Genomic DNA, 18,029 nt, shown 5'->3' with positions numbered 1-18,029 from the left:
TAAAAAAGCCCATCAAAGATGGGCTTTTTTATTTTTCTAAGATTTAACTACTATTTAGCCTTGATGGTGTAACAAGGGGCCAATTCGAAAGAAATATCACCACCGCTTAACTTTGCCGTTTGAGCCGCAGCAGTATCATTTGGATTTTTTAAGCTATAAATATAACTAAAGCTGGCCAAACTATTCCCCCACTTCACCACTTTATTATCCGAATCTGTCAAAGCAACGCCAGAGGGACGTGTGCCTGCATTGGCATTAATCATATTGTGTAACTGCACTAAAGCACCGCCTACAACCATTGATGTATCCGCTGAAGTTTTCACACTTGAGTTCATTCCAATCAGCGCGCCATCAAGCGTATGGAAATATGGGTCAGCTAAAATCATACGAATCGAAATGGTATTTGGATTGATATTTCCTTCAGGCGTAAAGGTACGGGTTGTCGTTCCGATACGATATTGCTGTACACCTTTGTCATCTTTCATTAACAGTGGGTCAAGCACATCTTTTCCGCTACAGCCTTCCGTCGCGTGTGTAGACAAGTCGACAATTTGGCTATCTTGACGAGTAAATACATCGTCTGGCACGCCAGATTTTATATTTGTGCGAATATCACCATTACGGTCAATCACCACACCCAATTTCACTGTTTTAATCGAAGTATCGGTAAATTTAAAGGTTAAATCTGCATACAAGGGGAAGATATAATTTTGTCCAGCAGCAACATTTTCAACAGACTTAAAGACTTTTTTGTCTAAATACGACAGCGGATAAAGCTTGTATAAATCCATCGTGCCTTTAAATTGTACTTGGTTAATGTTTTGCTCCCAAAGACCTAATTTTTTCTTATCATCGGCCGTCAGAACATAATCATCTTTTTTAGCCATTAACGTTTTATATAAACTTCCACCTGTACCGACCACCATTTTGTCGGCAAGTAGCGTCCCTTGTTTAATAATCAAAGGGCCAGAGTTGGCTTCTTCTGCATCAAAACGGAAACCCAGAATGCCAGGTTTATCAATTTGCTTGGTAAGCGGATCGATCCAATTGTCCTGTGGCGTTGCTGTTAAACGTGTTGGTCGAACCTGCGTCAAGAGCAAGACATTCACACCACCAATGGTACTCAACTGTTGATCAACTTTGCCCTTCCACTGTAAACCACTACCAAACGTCATACCTTGGCGGTCCGTCATTAACATGAAATGACCAAATAAATTGACTTTTGAACTATCGGTCGGCAAACATTCATTTTTGTCACAGCCGACCAGTCCATTTGAACCACTGGCATTGGTAATCACGCCATCAGTTGAAAACAACGCAAACTCTGGCTGGTAAACCGCAGCCGTTGAGATATTCATGAGTTTTGAAACTAAGGTAAATGCATTTTCATTGCTGACTTCGGACAGGTCTAGCCAAGGTGTAAACAGGTCATTAAATTCCGTATCTGAACTGATACTGAAATCTGCTGTCGCGACATTTCGAGTGATTTGATCAATCAATACTTTATCTGCATTGTTGATATAAACCGCTTGGATATCTGTAGCTGTAACTGCGCTGTTATTTTTCAAAGCCAAGGCTTGAATAATTTTAGCCAAACGCATGGCCACTTTAACCGTTGCGTCGGTATTTGCAATCGTTGTAGCAGGTTTACCCGCGATGCCAACTGCCAAATCCAATAAGGTCAAGCGTGGAGGTGTCGTACCACTGGCTACATTGGAAATTTGCTTCAAATCTACTTTACCCAAATCAATTCGACGTGATTTTTCACCTTGGACAAAGAAAGTTACCGTATCGCCAATCTTACAAGCACCTGTCGAAACACCTTCTTTTAGATCAAATAAAGTTATGTAGGTATTTTTAACGTCGCTCGAACAATTAAAATTCAGACCTTCAATTGGATAATCTAAAACGAACTCAACACAGCCTTCAGTATTACTTTTACAAGTACCATTAGTCGTACTGGTATCATAAATTTCAGGATTCACATTTGCACTTTCACCGCCACAGCCACTGAGCGCTGCAACCAATGCCGTTAAAGCAAACGGTAATAAAATTTTATTTTTCATCCTAATTCTCTTTCTTATGTCCTTAACGGATTGCTGTTAATTTAAGTTGGCCTTGAGTGGTTAATACGCGACCATCGACGTCAATTGCTGTTGCTAAAGGCGTTAAAAATAAATACTGGCTACCTTTAGGCACTTGAATCACGCCTTCAATTTTTTCATGGTAAAGATGATCCGCTTCACCTTGGTTATTCTTGAATCCACCTGCGCCTTCCATGACACATCCATTTTTGTCTAAAAATACCGCAAATGGCCAATAAAATGTAGGATTTTGTACTTTGGATGCAAATGAATGTATACGAATATTTTGTAATGGTGATTTTAGTTTTACGACTTCATAGTCAAATTCGTCTGATAAAGGCGCTCGAGGCCATAAGTTAATATCTTGAGCTAAGTCGAGCTCTTTGGCTTTCTTCATTTTTTTATTCGAAAAACATTGCTGACCTAAACCTTGAATGGTGTCAGCTTGTGAGACCCGATAATATGATGTGGCTAAAGTGATTGGGCCTGTATCTTCGGGTTGATTACGTTTAAATAAATTATCAATGACGGAGCGACTGACACCTTTTTCACGTTCAATGGTTTGCATCCGCGTTTGCCCCATCTTGCTATCAATAACGCCTTCGGGCATGGTGTAAAAGCGCTTTTTGCCTTCTAAGTTAAACTCTTTATCTTCAAGATATTCATTATTGACATACTTTTCACCAGCCATGGTCGAAAAGCCTTGCTCTTGTTTTGCCTTGGCCGATTGTTTTGAAGGATTATTTTCTAAGTTTTCACCTGAAGATCGTACGGATTGATCAGTACTGACTACTTTCTCAGCAAGGATCTTTTTCTCAACGACAGGTTTATCTTTTTCAGCTAGAACTTTGGGCTGATACGCTTCACGAGGTTGGGTTAGCTCTGATTGCTGTAACTTTTCTGCCCATGCTGTTGAAGGTACCACTTTTGCTGAAATATCTGAAGCTTGTACTGACTTTTCAGATTTGCGAACTTTATCCCCTGAGACGTCTTTAATTTTATCTACTGTGACAGCTTTAATTTCATCCCGTTTTTCCGGCTCGCGTATACTTAAATGTTGAGAATTCACCGGTCCAACAGCCTGTGCTGTTGGACTCGTTTGATATGTCATCGGTGTCTTGGTTTGAGACGGACTAATGCTTACGGATGGTTGAATAATTTGTTGTACAGGTTGAGAGTCTATCGTTTTAGCAGTTGGACTTTCTTTAGGTTTCTTTGCTGGTTTTTCTTGCACTTGTACCACCATTGGGCGCCCATCTGGCCCAATAATGGTATGAAACGCCCCAGCGTTGGTATACGACACTTGCACCACAGACAGTGCAAGTAACGTTTTTATGAATAAAATCCTTTTCATTCTGTCTGCTTATCCTACCAACGAGTTCTGTAATTTAATCCTAGGATGGTGATTTTCGTATCGGTTTTTACATTCAGTCCAGCATATGGGTTTAAAAGTAAGTTATTCACACCGGTTAAGTTTGCAAGACTACTAGTATTCGCTGGAATGTTATCTTTACTGCGTAAAAAGCCGATTGATAAATCTAAATCCGTATCTGCATCAAAACGATATCCAATCCCCATACCAAAGAGCTGCGCACCATTAATTGGGACCATGGTATTTCGCTTACCATCAGGAATAGAGGTACTCCGTGGTTCATAGCCTGCACGTAATTTCAGACGATCTGTTGCAGAATATTCAATACCAATACCCCAGTTCCAAGGCGACGTAAATTTCAAAGGTAAAGCCAAAGAATTATCGGTCACATTTTCAGATAATAATTTTGCAATTTTCAGCGCTGAAATTTGACGGTCGAATTCAAAACGGAATTTATCCCAAGCACGATAATCGGTCCAGCCCACATCAAAATTGATTTGTAAATCAGGCATGACCTTATATTTGATCCCGGCCTGTACGTGCTGTGGATACTCAAAATCCATCGAAACCAAACCCGACTCCGAGTTAGGCACGGCATTTGGGAAACCTAAAATGGCAGCTAAAATTTGACCTGTTGGTGATGACATTAATCCCTTAATCATCTCCTGAGGCGCTTTTGCATTATGAATGCGATAACGGCCTTTCATGCGCATTTTCGCAGCGCTTTGGTACACCACACCAAAACTAAAATCTTCGCGTGGCTCCCACAAAACCCCTAAGTTATAACTTGGGCTCAGTGACTGCTCTAAAGCCAATTCCATCTGACCAAATTTGCCAAATGGATTCATCCCTTCTTCGGTATTACACATTCCCAATAGCAAGATGTCGGTAATAATGTCCGAATTTTCTTTGAATGGCGTACAGACGACTTCATCAATCATCCTTAACATGCCGATCAACTCATTGGGAAATCGCAGGTCAGATTTCAATCCAATGGCTTGATAGGACATCCCTACACCACCACCAATCGATAACTCATCACTAACTTGATAACCCACAGTTGGCGATAGATAAGTAATACGCTCTAGAGCAACTTGTTGCCCCATGAAATTACCCGGGTTGCCATTTTCAGCACCAAAACCTGCAATCAAAGGCGCATAAACGGCTGATGCAAATGTTGCTTTAGAACCTGGTGGATTATAGGCAATCCCCATCGTTGGTGCGGCAATGGGTTGGCCAGCACCAAAATCCACCATTTTTTTTAAGACAGGTACATATAGGGATGCATATTCAACATCACCAGAAACCTTATCTTTAAAGTCCGTACAGATATCTGCCGTTACTTCAGGGCCATCATTACAGACCATTGGGTCATCAGAATAACCAAAGACGTTATAACCCGCAGGGACGGTAAATTCACGTTGAATATCAAAGTTTGCAATGATCCCCTGCATATCGGTTTGCAAACCTTCAATTTTGGTTAATGCTGCAGGGTTAAAATGCACGGCACTAATCCCCGGAGGATCAGCAGTCACTGCATTACCTAATGCAAGTGACCTTACATCAACTGAAAGGTTGGTACCCAATTGTGCAAAAGCAGCACTAGAACAGCCCGTTAAAACGATCGCACTAAAAAGTGGGCTGAGTCGAATTTTACGCATACGACAGCCCTCTTAACGAAGTTTTTTTCCAAAACCTAGAATATCTAACGGGAAAGAAAGTCCTAAAGACACATCTGGTGCATCTTCAGTTAAACCTAGCCCCACTGTACCGTTCACAATCGTATCTGGAGATACACGTACACCTAAAGAAATTGCTAGAGTTGAACTGGTTTGGTCTGCAGGTGAATAGGATTCGCCACTGCTATACGTAAATTCTGCGCCAGTGTTGAAACTTTGTTGATATGACATGGTGAGGGAAACATCGTAGTTAAACGAGTATGCAAAACCGAATGCAAAACCACCACTAATACCCGGCTCAAATTCTTCTATCGTTCTTAAGCCGCGCTTTTGATTTAACCCTGTTTCTTTAAAACCATAATTTGCCGAAACAGAGGCGAACAACACTACGGGATCAATATATTTACGTGTACTTGCACCGATACCTACAGAGTAATATCCCTTGCCAGTGGCTAAATCTTTTGTTGCATTTACTTCGTATGGACTATCACCTGTTTTCGTAGACAAATTACCAAATAAAATCAGTGGCAAACGACCTTGCTTCAATGGGAAGGGTTCCCAACGTGCGCCTAAAGAAATATCCCCTAAACCAGCAGTTGAAGTATCTTTTAATAAATCAGTTTTTGCTACTAAAGGCACAGATGCAGAGAATGTCAAATTGTCCATTACACCGTATTGCACGGTAAATGTATTGGTCATTGAGTGTGTGGCATTCTCTTGTACACGGAGTTGATAAAGCTGGCCTTGTGCCATTTCCATATCAAGTTGAGTATCACGGTAATAGGTATAATCGATATCGTAAAAAGATGATATTTCACCTTTTTTAATCAATGAATACTGACGTTCATTCGAGCTAAATACTTCCTGTAAGTTAGCTTCTTGACTCGCATCACCCTCTTGCTGTTGAAGTGCTGTCGATGCCTTTTCAGTGGCAGTAGCACTTTCGACTTGTGGTGCCTCAGATTGTACTGGCTCTTCAACAGATTCATACTGTCCAATTTCAGGCTCGGCAGCAGCTTCTTGTGCAGTATCAGCTTGGTTTACAGTAGCAGGAGATACAGACTCTTCTACGACTGTCTCTTGTTCAACTGGATCATATTCTCCAAGGCTTGGCTCTTCAGCTGCATAGGCAACCCCCATCACCACCTGAATACTCATGGCTAGTAGTGTTTTGTTCATCCATTTACGATTCATGTTCCTTCCCACCGTTGTTATTTTTTTAATCCTGACACTTTGTTATACGCTTTCATCTAATTATTTACTCTTGTAGTAAAGCCTTAGAAAGTTGTAATTCGATTTACCATAAGACTCCGACTCTTCATTCATGTTTTTATCAAGTCGTATCGTAGATGCCTTGTCTGCAATTTTTTCCATGTAAAACTGCGGATATTGAATATCAACCAATGCATAACGGTTCACGGTTGCATCTTCAACATGTCGCAAGTCTGAATCTTGCAAAGCTAATAAATTTTTACGTTGCTCAGGCGCAACGTTGATTAAGAATAATGTGTTGTTTTCCCATATTTCTTGGAATCGAACTTCATCGAAACTGATATTGCCCAGTGCTGGATCTGCAACATAAACACGCCCATCTTTATAGGCTTTAAAAACCACAAAATGTTTAAAACCAGCATATGAAATCGGAACAATCGCAGGTTGACCTTGCTTAACTAGATCTGAAAACTCACCTTTGTAGCCCCCACTGTCTAGCCCCACAGCAGCGACAAAACGTTTCATGTCTAATAAGGAGAAACTTCGACGTTCGATAATTTTTTCAGTTTCACCAAATTTCAGCAAACCATTCATGGTCTGTTGCTCAGTTAGCTGTGTCCCGACATAACCATTTAATAAAGTCGTTAAGGCCGCTGAACCACAACTGTAGTCGTATGCTTGCCGAACGATGCCTCGAAATTGATCTTCTATGGCAGGTTTAATTTTTACAGATTCACGGTGCATCCGAGTAAAGGAATCATTTCGTGAATCCAATGTTTCGGTATAGTGAACTGTTCCGACTGGCTTTTCTTTTAAATCGAAGGACTCTTTGGCAAAGTAATACATCAATGCCGAGCCTACAGCTATCTCTAACATATCTTCTAACTTTTAGTTATCGGCAATGATGTGCCTTTTTTCATTATTTTTTTAGAGCTAATGCTCTACATCCATGTATTATGCAAGATACCTTTTTTTTTATAAAAAAACAGCATTTTTTTATGCTTTATTGGGTCATTCCGCACTTTTTTGTAAAAAAAAGCGCGTGATCAACACGCGCCTTATTTTTATTCTAGATTACTTACTAGAAATTGTAATTACAGAACCTTGGTTATATACACCCATAGCTGGGCTGTAGAATGTTTGTAAGCCTTGAACTTCGATATCACCAATTGAACCAGCGTCTTTACTTCCTAAATGAATACCTTTCACATAGTTATCAATTGGACCAGAGTTGCTTACCATTTGAATATAACCATTGTTTGTGCCGTCTTTACCGTAAACACGAACATTTTGATTAATGGTTAAGTCAGTTTTATTAGCATCAGCAACTTTGATGCTCTCAATGAAGATCTCACCCGCTGCACGGTTAGCCGCACTTGTGCCATCGCCCGTACCTGCTTTAGTTGATGCATCAAGAATACCTAGATCTTTAATTTCTAAGCCACCAACCATAGTTGTGCTTAGTTTGATCATTGCACCTTGTGGAGCAGCACCCAACTGAACATTCGCTGTCATTGGACCAGTTTTTAGAGAAAGACCAGATAAAATTGCATTGTAATTGTTATCGTCACCACCACGGCGAATGCCTGTAGTACCCGCTGTACCAGATGCTGTTACGCCAATTTCACCGATTTTGATATCTAAACCAGAAACATCAGCTGCAATGTTAATGAATGCACCATTTGCACCAGTACCAGCATCAGTATCAATACGTAAATCAGCTAAATTACGAGAAGCGAGAAGATAAGCTCCACCGTTATCATAGTTTGCACCAATAACGATACCTTTATTTTCTAAAGGATCACCAGTTTTCTTGTTACCTTGAATTACGATCGCACCAGCAGTACCTGTACCGCCCTTAGCTGTATCCGTTAAACCGTCGTTATCGTGAATGAAAAGTTTTTCAATTTCAATTTTAGAGATACCAATCCCGATGTTAATACCATCTTGACCAGTGGTTGAACTAAGTGCAGCATCGTCCATTGCTTGCATAGCCATAGCATTCGCACTAAATGCGATTGAAGAAACTAGAGCTAATTTAGTGAAATTTTTCATACGGTACTCTCCCAAGAGTATTTATTTTTTTTGATTTTCAACCACTCGATTTATTCAGCTGTAATATTATTTTGTGACAACTGCTAAATCTTTCCTTGAGTTGTTTGCTCGCTCGATTAAATTATATCCAAGCTGAAATTTGTTCAACTGTTGTTGGTCGCAATCTAATTCTTACCGATAAACGGTATTTGCAAACCAAATGAATTAGGAATGGTATAAAATCCATTTTAGTCTTTAAATTTAATTTCTCTGTTGATGCAAAAACCGATTTCTTTTAAAAAATTTATTCTCAAACAAAATGTTAGTGCTCAAAATATTTTGCAAGCGCTTGCACCCTTGTCACATGTGATTTTTTTAGAAGATCAAAACCAACCTGTTATTTGCTTTTTGGCAAATCAATATCAACAATTGAAGAATGATGAACTTAAAGCTTATGTCCGTACCAATTTAGATCAATATGAGGAATCTGATACTCAGCCCTTGCAAAATATTGCCTTCCAAGATTTATGTTCAAACTTAGGCAGCGGTTTTTCTGGGGGCTGGGCTGGTTTTATTAGCTATGATTATGCAACGCAGCAACAGATTTCCTTGCACGCCAAAGCCCAACCTCGCTTGTTTTTAGGACAATTTTCCAATTTTTTAAAATTAGAGGATGATGGTTGGTATTTTTATAGTTCAGATCATTCTGCAGCTAAGATTTACGACTACATTGATCAGTTCATTCAAACAGAGATCACTCAGGATCAATTTAAATTAAGACAAAAATGTACTGCAAGATGGTCTAAGTCAGACTACACGAAAGCCTTTGATCAAGTGCAGGAATATATTAAAGCGGGTGATTGCTATCAAATTAATTTAACCCAAGAGTTCACAGCTCAAGCAAACGGTTCACTCTTAGATACCGCTCAAGAATTTTGGTCACTGACTGATGCACCATATTCAGGCTACTTACGTATTAATGATTTTGAAATTTTAAGTTGTTCGCCTGAACTTTTTATAGATTTTAAGCCTGAACGCAAGATTATTACTAAACCAATCAAGGGCACGATGCCTCGCTATGAAGACCCAGTTTTAGATGCGCAGTCAAAACAACGATTAAAAACATCTGAAAAAGACATGGCCGAGAATGTAATGATTGTCGATTTACTGCGTAATGATTTGAGTGTTTATGCTGAAACAGGTTCTGTAAAAACACCAAAACTTTTTGATATTGAAAGCTTTAATCAGGTGCATCACATGGTCAGTGAAGTTGAGGCCGTGCTGAAAACCGATGTAAACCCTTTTGAGGTTCTGATGTCAGCACTGCCGGGCGGTTCGATTACCGGCGCGCCTAAAATTCGCGCGATGCAAATCATTGATGAACTTGAAGGTGCTCCTCGCGGCGCCTATTGCGGCTCGATGGGTTATTTTAATCACGATGGCACGGGCTCTTGGAATATTTTAATCCGCTCTATTCAAAAATACCAAGATCAGGTTTCGCTGTGGGCAGGTGGCGGAATCACCATCGCGTCTGATTGCGATGCTGAATATCAAGAATGCTTTGATAAAGTCAAAGCGATGCTGGATTTGTTAAACACGTGGTATACGAAAGATTAAACAAAAAAAGCGATTCAATTGAATCGCTTTTTTATAACCCTCCCCTTGCGAAGCAGTGCTTCTCACCTTTTCGAAAGGAAGATTAGGGTAGATTTAAATTTATAGTAGCTTGCAGCAATCAAGCCAAAATATCGTTTTTAAGCGTATCCACAAGGCGCTGATTTTGTTCATCTGTACCAATGGTGATACGTAGGAATTGATTAATCCGCGGCTTATTGAAGTAACGCACAATAATCCCGCGTTCGCGTAATTCAGCAGCCAACTCACCTGCATCTTTATTTGGCAATGAGGCAAAAATAAAGTTTGCCGCAGACGGCAATACCTTAAAGCCCAGCTCAGACAGCTGACCTACAAGTTTTTCACGGCTCGCAATCACCTTGGCATTTTGCTCTTCAAAATAGGCTTGATCCTCAAATGACGCCACGGCTGCTGCAATCGCAAAACGGTCCATCGGATAAGAGTTAAAGCTGTTTTTTACCGCCTCAAGCGCTGCGATTAAATGCGGCTGCGCAATCGCGAAACCGACACGCAAACCGGCCAATGAACGCGACTTAGACGTGGTTTGACAAACCACAAGGTTTTCATATTTGGCAACCAAAGCCACAGCAGATTCCGCACCAAAATCGACATACGCCTCATCAATCACAACCACTGAATTCGGATTGGCTTGCAGGACTTCTTCAATTGCAGACAAACCTAAAGCAATGCTAGTAGGCGCATTCGGATTGGTAATGATGATGCCGCCATTCGGCTGTTTATAGTCATCCACCACAATTTCAAAGGCATCATTCAGGGGTAAAATTTTAGTATTGGCCGCAATGCCAAAAAATTGGCTATATACCGGATAAAAACTGTAGGTAATATCTGGATACAAAACCGGCAGCTCTTGCACAAAAAAGGCTTTAAAAATATGCGCCAGCACTTCGTCCGAACCATTACCAACAAAGACCTGTTCAACAGGCACATGCTGCTGTTTTGCAATCGCTTGCTTTAACTCAGACGCATCTGGATCTGGATATAAACGTAAAACATCAGCAGAATTTGCTAACACTTTTTGTACTGCGTCCACCACTTTTGGCGATGGCGGATATGGGTTTTCATTGGTATTGAGTTTTAAAATATTTTGGATTTTAGGCTGTTCACCCGGTGTGTACGGTTCTAATTCACGTACATCAGGGCTCCAAAAACGCATTTGTTCAGAGGTAATATTTGGCATTTTATTTTGCTCTTTTTCACCCTCTCCTAACCCCTCTTGCACTTCGCTTTAAAGGAATCCTTAAAGCTCGTTCAGGGAGAGGAATATTCATTTTATGAGATTTCCCCTCTCCTTTCAGGAGAGGGTTAGGGAGAGGTTTATAGTTTTGGAAAACTAAGTTTTTCACCTAGTCTATATTTTATTACTGATAACGATATCTCGCAGATCGCGCATGCGCATCTAAATTTTCCTGCTGTGCTAATGTATCAGCCGTTTTCGCTAAAGTTTTCACGCCATCTTCAGAGCACATGATTAAACTTGAGCGCTTTTGGAAATCATAAACACCGAGCGGTGATGAAAAACGCGCTGTGCCCGAAGTAGGCAACACGTGGTTTGGACCTGCACAGTAATCACCAATCGCTTCCGGTGTATATCGACCCATGAAAATCGCGCCGGCATGGCGGATATCTTCAGCCATTTCCTGCGCTTCGTCTAAACACAGCATCAAATGTTCAGGTGCAACTTGGTTAATCAGTTCAGCACCTTCAGCACGGTCTTCAACTAAAACTAATGCGCCGCGATTTTCAATTGAAGTGCGCGCGATATCTGCTTTAGGCAAAGCTTCTAAATGCTTTTCAATCCATTGTTCTACTTGATTTAAAAGTTCTGCATCTGGCGTAATGAACACCGCTTGAGCCACAGTGTCATGTTCCGCCTGCGACAATAAATCCATCGCCAGCCATTCAGCGTTGTTTTGACCTTCTGCATAGACCAAAATTTCGGATGGCCCTGCAATCATATCAATGCCGACTTGACCAAATACTGCACGTTTTGCTGCAGCAACAAAACGGTTGCCCGGGCCAGTAATTTTGTCCACAGATGGAATAGTTTCTGTACCATAAGCCAATGCTGCAACCGCTTGCGCGCCGCCAATGGTAAATACACGGTGTACGCCGGCTAAGTAAGCTGCTGCCAAAACCAATGGATTTAAATCACCATTCGGCGCAGGCACCACCATAATAATTTCAGGCACGCCAGCAACATGCGCAGGTACAGCATTCATCAATACAGAAGACGGATAAGAAGCTAAACCGCCTGGTACATAGATACCTACACGGTCCAGCGGTGTGACCTTTTGACCAAGGGTATTTCCTAAAGCATCAACATAGGTCCAGCCGTCTTGCTTTTGTGCTTGGTGAAATTCACGAACACGGTTCGCAGCAAGTTCTAAGGCTTCACGCACTTCTGAACTTAAACCATCAAATGCTGCTTTCAGCTGTTCTTGTGTCAGCTCTAATTCTGAGAATTGATGCGCTGGATGTCGATCGAACTGCTGTGTCAATTTAAGAACATGAGCATCACCATGCTGACGAACATCAGCAATGATTTGGTCAACGGTTTTTAAAAGTTCTGGATCATTCACAGTTTCAAAAGCCAACAAGTCAGCAAAAGCTTGCTTGAAGTTTTGATCTTGAGTCGATAAACGTCGCATCAATTTACCCACAAGGTAATCTATTGGAAAAGATTAGTTTACCTGTTTTACAGCAGCTTGTGGACATCTATCGCATGTGTTCATGTGGAGTTTTATTGAAAATAACTTTCGTTAAAATTGGTGAAAATACAGTTTTATCATTATTTTTCAGTTTTCATAAAAAAACCGCCCAAATTTGAGCGGTTTGATCAGCATAGTTAGCAACTCAACAAATTATGCTTTCTTTACTTGCTCGCGTTCTTCCACGGCTTTTTCTAGCTGTGCAAGAATTGGATTCAACAAAATTTGTTTACGTTTAAAGCTTGCTTTGTTCACGATTAAACGTGAAGACACTTTACAGATTTCTTCCAAAGGCTCTAAACCATTGGCACGTAAAGTGTTCCCTGTATCCACAACATCGACGATGTAATCACCTAAACCAACCAAAGGTGCAAGTTCCATAGAACCATACAGTTTGATCACATCAACTTGCTCGCCTAAGCTTGCATAATATTGACGGGTTAAATTGACGTACTTGGTTGCAATCTTTAAACGACCTTTCGGACGAACCATGCCGACTTTACCAGCCGTCATTAACTTACAGTTGGCAATTTTTAAGTCCAATGGTTCATACACATTTTGTGCACCATGTTCCATCAGCACATCTTTACCTGCCACCCCAATATCTGCAGCACCATTTTCAACATAAGTTGGTACATCAGAAGCACGTAAAATTAAAATACGTACGTGCTTATGGGTCGTTGGAAAAATTAACTTACGAGATTTATCCGGATCTTCCAATAAGTTAATGCCAGCTGTTTCTAACAATGGCAAAGTTTCTTTTAAGATACGTCCCTTACTTAATGCTAAAGTTAAACCATGATCAAAATTGCCCATTACGTCAAAATTGGGATCATCGTTTCTCATATCGCTCATTAACTTACTCGCTTAATTTGGGCACCTAAACCTTGTAACTTCGCTTCAACATCTTCATAACCACGGTCAATATGATAGATACGGTCAATCAACGTTTCCCCATCAGCGGCAAGTGCTGCTAAAACCAATGAGAAAGAAGCTCGTAAATCAGTTGCCATCACCGGTGCAGCAGATAATTTCTCTACACCTGTAACAACAGCATCATTACCTTCAACCTGAATATTGGCACCCATACGTGCTAATTCAGGTACATGCATGAAACGGTTTTCGAAAATCGTTTCTGAAATTGTGGCAAAACCACGACCAATTGCATTCACCGCCATAAGCTGTGCTTGCATATCGGTTGGAAATTCTGGGTGTGGTAAAGTCTGGAAACTTACTGCTTTCGGGCGTTTACCCATCATATCCAGTTCAATCCAATCTTCACCGCGCGTAACTTCTGCGCCCATTTCTTCAAATTTATCCAGCACAGACTCCAACAAGTTTGGATCTGTATGCGTGGTTTTGATTTTACCGCCAGTTATTGCCGCAGCAGCAAGATAAGAACCTGTTTCGATACGATCTGCAACAACGGCATATTCACAGCCATGTAGGCTTTCAACACCTGTAACAACTAAAGTATCAGTGTCCAAACCTTCGATTTTTGCACCCATCTTGATCAACATATTAGCAAGATCAGTAATCTCGGGTTCACGAGCCGCGTTACGAATCGTGGTGACACCGTCTGCAAGAACCGCAGCAGTTAGAATATTTTCAGTACCACCAACTGTGACCATATCAAAGATAACTTCGCCACCTTTTAGACGACCATTCACTTTGGCATGCACATAGCCAGCTTCAACTTCGATCTCAGCACCAAGTGCTTCTAAAGCTTTTAAATGTTGATCTACAGGGCGTGAACCAATTGCACATCCACCCGGCAAAGACACTTTTGCACTACCATAGCGCGCCAATAACGGGCCAAGCACCAAAATAGATGCACGCATGGTTTTCACGAGTTCATATGGTGCAAATTGGTTATCTAAGCTAGAAGTATCAGCCTTAACCGTATCACCTTCATAACTGATTTGAACACCTAAACCTGCAATCAATTTCACTAAGGTGTTCACATCTTTTAGATTCGGAACATTGGTTAATGTAATAGGTGTATCCGCAAGGATAGTTGCAGCGAGTAATGGCAATGCAGCATTTTTCGCACCAGAAATACGAACTTCACCTTCGAGCTTAGTACCGCCCTGAATCAGAAATTTATCCATTAATTATTAAGCTCCGAATAAGCTTGCTTTGCGCCATTCTTCTTTGGTCATTGCACGAATTGTTACTGCATGTACTTCACCGCTGGCAATGTAGGAGTTCAAAGGTGCATAAACAGATTGTTGACGAGCAACAGGACGTTTCCCTTCAAATTGATCATCGACGATGCGTAGATCATATTTGCCGCCTTGCCCACTAACTGCAACCTCAGCTTCTGGAAAAGCAGCTTTTAAAATTTCAGTGAGCTGTTCACTATTCATCACAAGACCCCATATAGGACTAACGGTGTAAAACCCGTCATTTTACTATAAATCTAAAAAATAATTCATTAGTCACATACATTATATATATAAAAAAAGAGGTTATAAAAAACCTCTTTTTGTACAATGTACAATCTAAACCGTTAAAGGCATATAAATGAGCTGCATTTTTCGATGTTTATGTAATTGTTTTTTTAATTTTTCAGACAATTTTTTGATCGAGGTATACATATCATCAGCGCACGCTTGCGCAAAAAGTTCTGTCCCAGGTAATCGTATAATCGCTTCCGCAATATGATTATCACTACCTTTTTTTGAACGTTTATCAACTTGATGATCTTTAGTCAGTTTGACTTGCATACTATTGACCTGATCTAAATGTTTGGTCATTTCCGCAAATTTAAGACGAATATTTTCTTCTATTGCTGGCGTAATTGTTAAATGGTGGCCACGAATTGTAATCTGCATAATTCTATCCCTCACCTTCTTTCAGGACTGGAAAAGTTCAAGCCGAATCATCCAACTCAATATGCGAAGCATACATTTACACAATCAGATCATTTCGGCCATTCCTTATATAAAAAAGAGATTCATTATTTCGTCATAATGAACCTCTAGAATAGTCAGATTTTCAAATTTAGATCAACACTTTTCGCTCTGAAGATGATGGAATATGTAACGATTCACGATACTTCGCAACCGTACGACGAGCAACATCAATACCTTCAGCATTCAGTAACACTGCAATTGCATTATCAGACAAAGGTTTACGTGTATTTTCTTCAGCAATCAGCTTTTTAATTTTTGCACGAATTGCAGTCGAAGATGCTTCACCACCAGACGATGTCCCAACATGACTTGAGAAGAAATATTTCAACTCAAATAATCCACGTGGTGTGAGCATATATTTATTTGTGGTTACACGGGAAACCGTGGATTCATGGAGTTCAACTTCTTCCGCAATATCACGCAATACCAAAGGCTTCATTGCCTCAGGCCCTTGTTCAAAGAATGCTCGTTGATGCTCCACAATACAGGTTGCTACTTTTAATAAAGTTTTATGTCGTTCATCAATGCTTTTAATAAAATTCTTAGCTTCAAGCATTTGATTACGTAAATATTGATTATCTTCGCTCTGATCAGCACGCTTGATCATATTGGCATAAAAAGAATTTACCCGTAGTTTTGGCATCACATCAGGATTTAATTGAACCAACCAATGTTCATTCTTTTTTAAGACGACAACATCTGGAATTTGATAGTCTGAATCTTTATCTTCAAATTCTTGCCCTGGATGCGCTTTTAATGTTTTTAGCAAAGAAATGGCTAGTTTAAGCTGTTCCGTATTTAATCCCGTTTGCCTAATCAACTTGGGTAATTCATTACTAATCAGCAATTCATAATTTTTCAATAATAAAATAGCTTCATATCGATATTCGATATGCTCAGGAAGATTTTCAACTTGTACCATTAGACATTCAGCAAGATTGCGTGAGCCTACCCCTACAGGATCTAGACGCTGAATATGCTTTAAAACCACCAAAACCTCGTCATCGTCAACTTCTTCTTCATAATCCATAGAGTCTAAAAGATGCTGAACCGATTGGGTAATTTCATTTAATTCGCAATCTAAAAAACCTTTGTTATCTAAAGCATCGACAATACAGTGCGCAATTAGTTTATCGATCACAGAAAAGTGTAAAAGATTAACTTGCTCAAGCAAATGCGCTTGTAAACTTTGATGCCCCTGCCTATTATCTTCGCGCTCTTCAAATTCAGCAGCGCCTAAACTTGTTGGTTGATGGGTATATACATCATCCCATTCTGTATCCACTGGTAACTCATCAGGTAAATGATCGGCATTTAATTCATTGGTTAAGTCTTTATTTTCCCTTTCTTGTTCTTGTAAGCTATTTAAACTTTCAACGGTATTTTGTTCTTCAACTTTCTCTAATAGAGGATTACTGTCGAGTTGGATTTGAATTTCTTGTTCCAATTCCAAACTTGAAAGCTGTAATAAACGAATGGCTTGTTGTAATTGAGGTGTCAATGATAAGGAATTGGCAACCTTTAACCCCATCGCTAATTTCATTAATAACTCCCCCTATAATTAACCGCACTTTATAAGCAATTTTTATGCCGTTTTATTTTTTATAGCATAATTTTGAACAGAACGCCCGATTTTTTGTCTTTTTTAGACTCATTATTCAGCTAATTCATTCTTCTATTATGAACAATTCGCCTTATAAATTAACTATATAATTAGATTTCTTATTCATTTTACTCCGGCTGTCACTGTATTTTTTGTTTTTCATTGTTCTTATTATTTTTCCCCGCATAAAAAAACACCCCCTGACATATCAGGGGGTGTTTCGAATAATGAGCTGGCGATGACTTACTCTCACATGGGTAACCCCACACTACCATCAGCGCTAAGAGGTTTCACTTCTGAGTTCGGGAAGGGATCAGGTGGTTCACTCTTGCTATTGTCGCCAGCACAACTGTTATGGATACTTGCTTAGTCTAATCTCAGAGCAGTGCTCTTCGTGCTAAGTTTTCTACCAAATGAGTTATTAACAGATCATATCTGAGTTGCAGTATTTTGTTCTTAAGCGTTAACTAAATCAAGTTATTTTGCTTAATATCGAATCAATTGATGCTATATATACAACTGCTTGGGTGTTGTATAGTCAAGCCTCACGAGCAATTAGTATTGGTCAGCTTCATGCGTCACCGCACTTCTACATCCAACCTATCAACGTCGTAGTCTTCAACGGCTCTTTAGTGGACATAAAGTCCAAGGGAAATCTTATCTTGAGGTAGGCTTCCCGCTTAGATGCTTTCAGCGGTTATCCCTTCCGAACATAGCTACCCGGCGATGCGACTGGCGTCACAACCGGTACACCAGAGGTTCG

14 protein-coding genes and 2 rRNA genes are annotated in these 18,029 nt (G+C 40.2%); 1 reads left to right on the top strand and 15 read right to left on the bottom strand.

Annotated elements, in window-relative coordinates; translation table 11 throughout:
- Positions 1-50: 50 nt before the first annotated feature.
- The 6 genes from FTU34_RS00080 to FTU34_RS00055 all read right to left on the bottom strand — a co-directional run bounded on the left by FTU34_RS00080 (position 51) and on the right by FTU34_RS00055 (position 8,402).
- A complete protein-coding gene (locus tag FTU34_RS00080) occupies positions 51-2,066 on the bottom strand; it encodes a hypothetical protein (RefSeq protein WP_180034584.1) in 2,016 nt (671 codons plus the stop codon).
- A gap of 22 nt (positions 2,067-2,088) precedes the next feature.
- Positions 2,089-3,438, bottom strand: a complete 1,350-nt coding sequence (gene filE, locus FTU34_RS00075) for a putative pilus assembly protein FilE (RefSeq protein WP_180034585.1) — start codon at positions 3,436-3,438, stop codon at positions 2,089-2,091.
- Positions 3,439-3,452: 14 nt separating this feature from the next.
- Positions 3,453-5,117 (bottom strand): OmpP1/FadL family transporter, encoded by a 1,665-nt coding sequence (locus FTU34_RS00070; RefSeq protein WP_180034586.1) that lies wholly within the window; start codon positions 5,115-5,117, stop codon positions 3,453-3,455.
- A gap of 12 nt (positions 5,118-5,129) precedes the next feature.
- A complete protein-coding gene (locus FTU34_RS00065) occupies positions 5,130-6,329 on the bottom strand; it encodes a hypothetical protein (RefSeq protein WP_180034587.1) in 1,200 nt (399 codons plus the stop codon).
- A gap of 60 nt (positions 6,330-6,389) precedes the next feature.
- On the bottom strand, positions 6,390-7,223 hold the full coding sequence (locus FTU34_RS00060; protein ID WP_111884773.1) for a C39 family peptidase: 834 nt from the start codon (positions 7,221-7,223) through the stop codon (positions 6,390-6,392).
- 198 nt (positions 7,224-7,421) lie between these two features.
- Positions 7,422-8,402, bottom strand: coding sequence for a DUF6160 family protein (locus FTU34_RS00055; RefSeq protein ID WP_180034588.1), 981 nt, complete (start codon positions 8,400-8,402; stop codon positions 7,422-7,424).
- A gap of 255 nt (positions 8,403-8,657) precedes the next feature.
- On the opposite strand from FTU34_RS00055, the gene pabB reads away from it, so the two are divergent.
- Positions 8,658-9,998 (top strand): aminodeoxychorismate synthase component I, encoded by a 1,341-nt coding sequence (pabB, locus tag FTU34_RS00050; RefSeq protein ID WP_180034589.1) that lies wholly within the window; start codon positions 8,658-8,660, stop codon positions 9,996-9,998.
- A gap of 118 nt (positions 9,999-10,116) precedes the next feature.
- On the opposite strand, the gene hisC is transcribed toward pabB, so the two are convergent.
- The 9 genes from hisC to FTU34_RS00005 form a co-directional block, all read right to left on the bottom strand.
- On the bottom strand, positions 10,117-11,214 hold the full coding sequence (gene hisC, locus FTU34_RS00045) for a histidinol-phosphate transaminase (protein ID WP_180023094.1): 1,098 nt from the start codon (positions 11,212-11,214) through the stop codon (positions 10,117-10,119).
- Between the two features lie 181 nt (positions 11,215-11,395).
- Positions 11,396-12,697 (bottom strand): histidinol dehydrogenase, encoded by a 1,302-nt coding sequence (hisD, locus tag FTU34_RS00040; RefSeq protein ID WP_180034590.1) that lies wholly within the window; start codon positions 12,695-12,697, stop codon positions 11,396-11,398.
- Positions 12,698-12,898: 201 nt separating this feature from the next.
- Positions 12,899-13,600 carry an ATP phosphoribosyltransferase gene (gene hisG / locus FTU34_RS00035; protein ID WP_180034591.1) on the bottom strand — a complete coding sequence of 234 codons (702 nt, stop codon included), beginning with the start codon at positions 13,598-13,600 and terminating at the stop codon, positions 12,899-12,901.
- Positions 13,600-14,856 (bottom strand): UDP-N-acetylglucosamine 1-carboxyvinyltransferase, encoded by a 1,257-nt coding sequence (gene murA, locus FTU34_RS00030; RefSeq protein ID WP_180034592.1) that lies wholly within the window; start codon positions 14,854-14,856, stop codon positions 13,600-13,602. The genes hisG and murA overlap by 1 nt, the downstream gene beginning before the upstream one ends.
- Before the next feature lie 6 nt (positions 14,857-14,862).
- Positions 14,863-15,114: a BolA family iron metabolism protein IbaG gene (gene ibaG, locus FTU34_RS00025; protein WP_180034593.1), complete on the bottom strand. Its 252-nt coding sequence runs from the start codon at positions 15,112-15,114 to the stop codon at positions 14,863-14,865.
- A 135-nt stretch (positions 15,115-15,249) separates the two neighbouring features.
- A complete protein-coding gene (gene hpf / locus FTU34_RS00020; protein ID WP_078191195.1) occupies positions 15,250-15,582 on the bottom strand; it encodes a ribosome hibernation-promoting factor, HPF/YfiA family in 333 nt (110 codons plus the stop codon).
- A 169-nt stretch (positions 15,583-15,751) separates the two neighbouring features.
- Positions 15,752-17,206: an RNA polymerase factor sigma-54 gene (locus tag FTU34_RS00015; protein WP_180034594.1), complete on the bottom strand. Its 1,455-nt coding sequence runs from the start codon at positions 17,204-17,206 to the stop codon at positions 15,752-15,754.
- A gap of 290 nt (positions 17,207-17,496) precedes the next feature.
- Positions 17,497-17,611 (bottom strand): 5S ribosomal RNA (rrf, locus tag FTU34_RS00010).
- 189 nt (positions 17,612-17,800) lie between these two features.
- Positions 17,801-18,029: ribosomal RNA gene (locus FTU34_RS00005) — 23S ribosomal RNA — on the bottom strand; the annotation flags it as partial.

This window comes from Acinetobacter sp. YH12094 (assembly GCF_013419295.1).
In the GTDB taxonomy this organism is placed as follows: Bacteria; Pseudomonadota; Gammaproteobacteria; order Pseudomonadales; family Moraxellaceae; genus Acinetobacter; species Acinetobacter amyesii.
The sequence above is the reverse complement of the archived record's forward strand: the minus strand, read 5'-3'. Positions and strand labels throughout refer to the sequence as shown.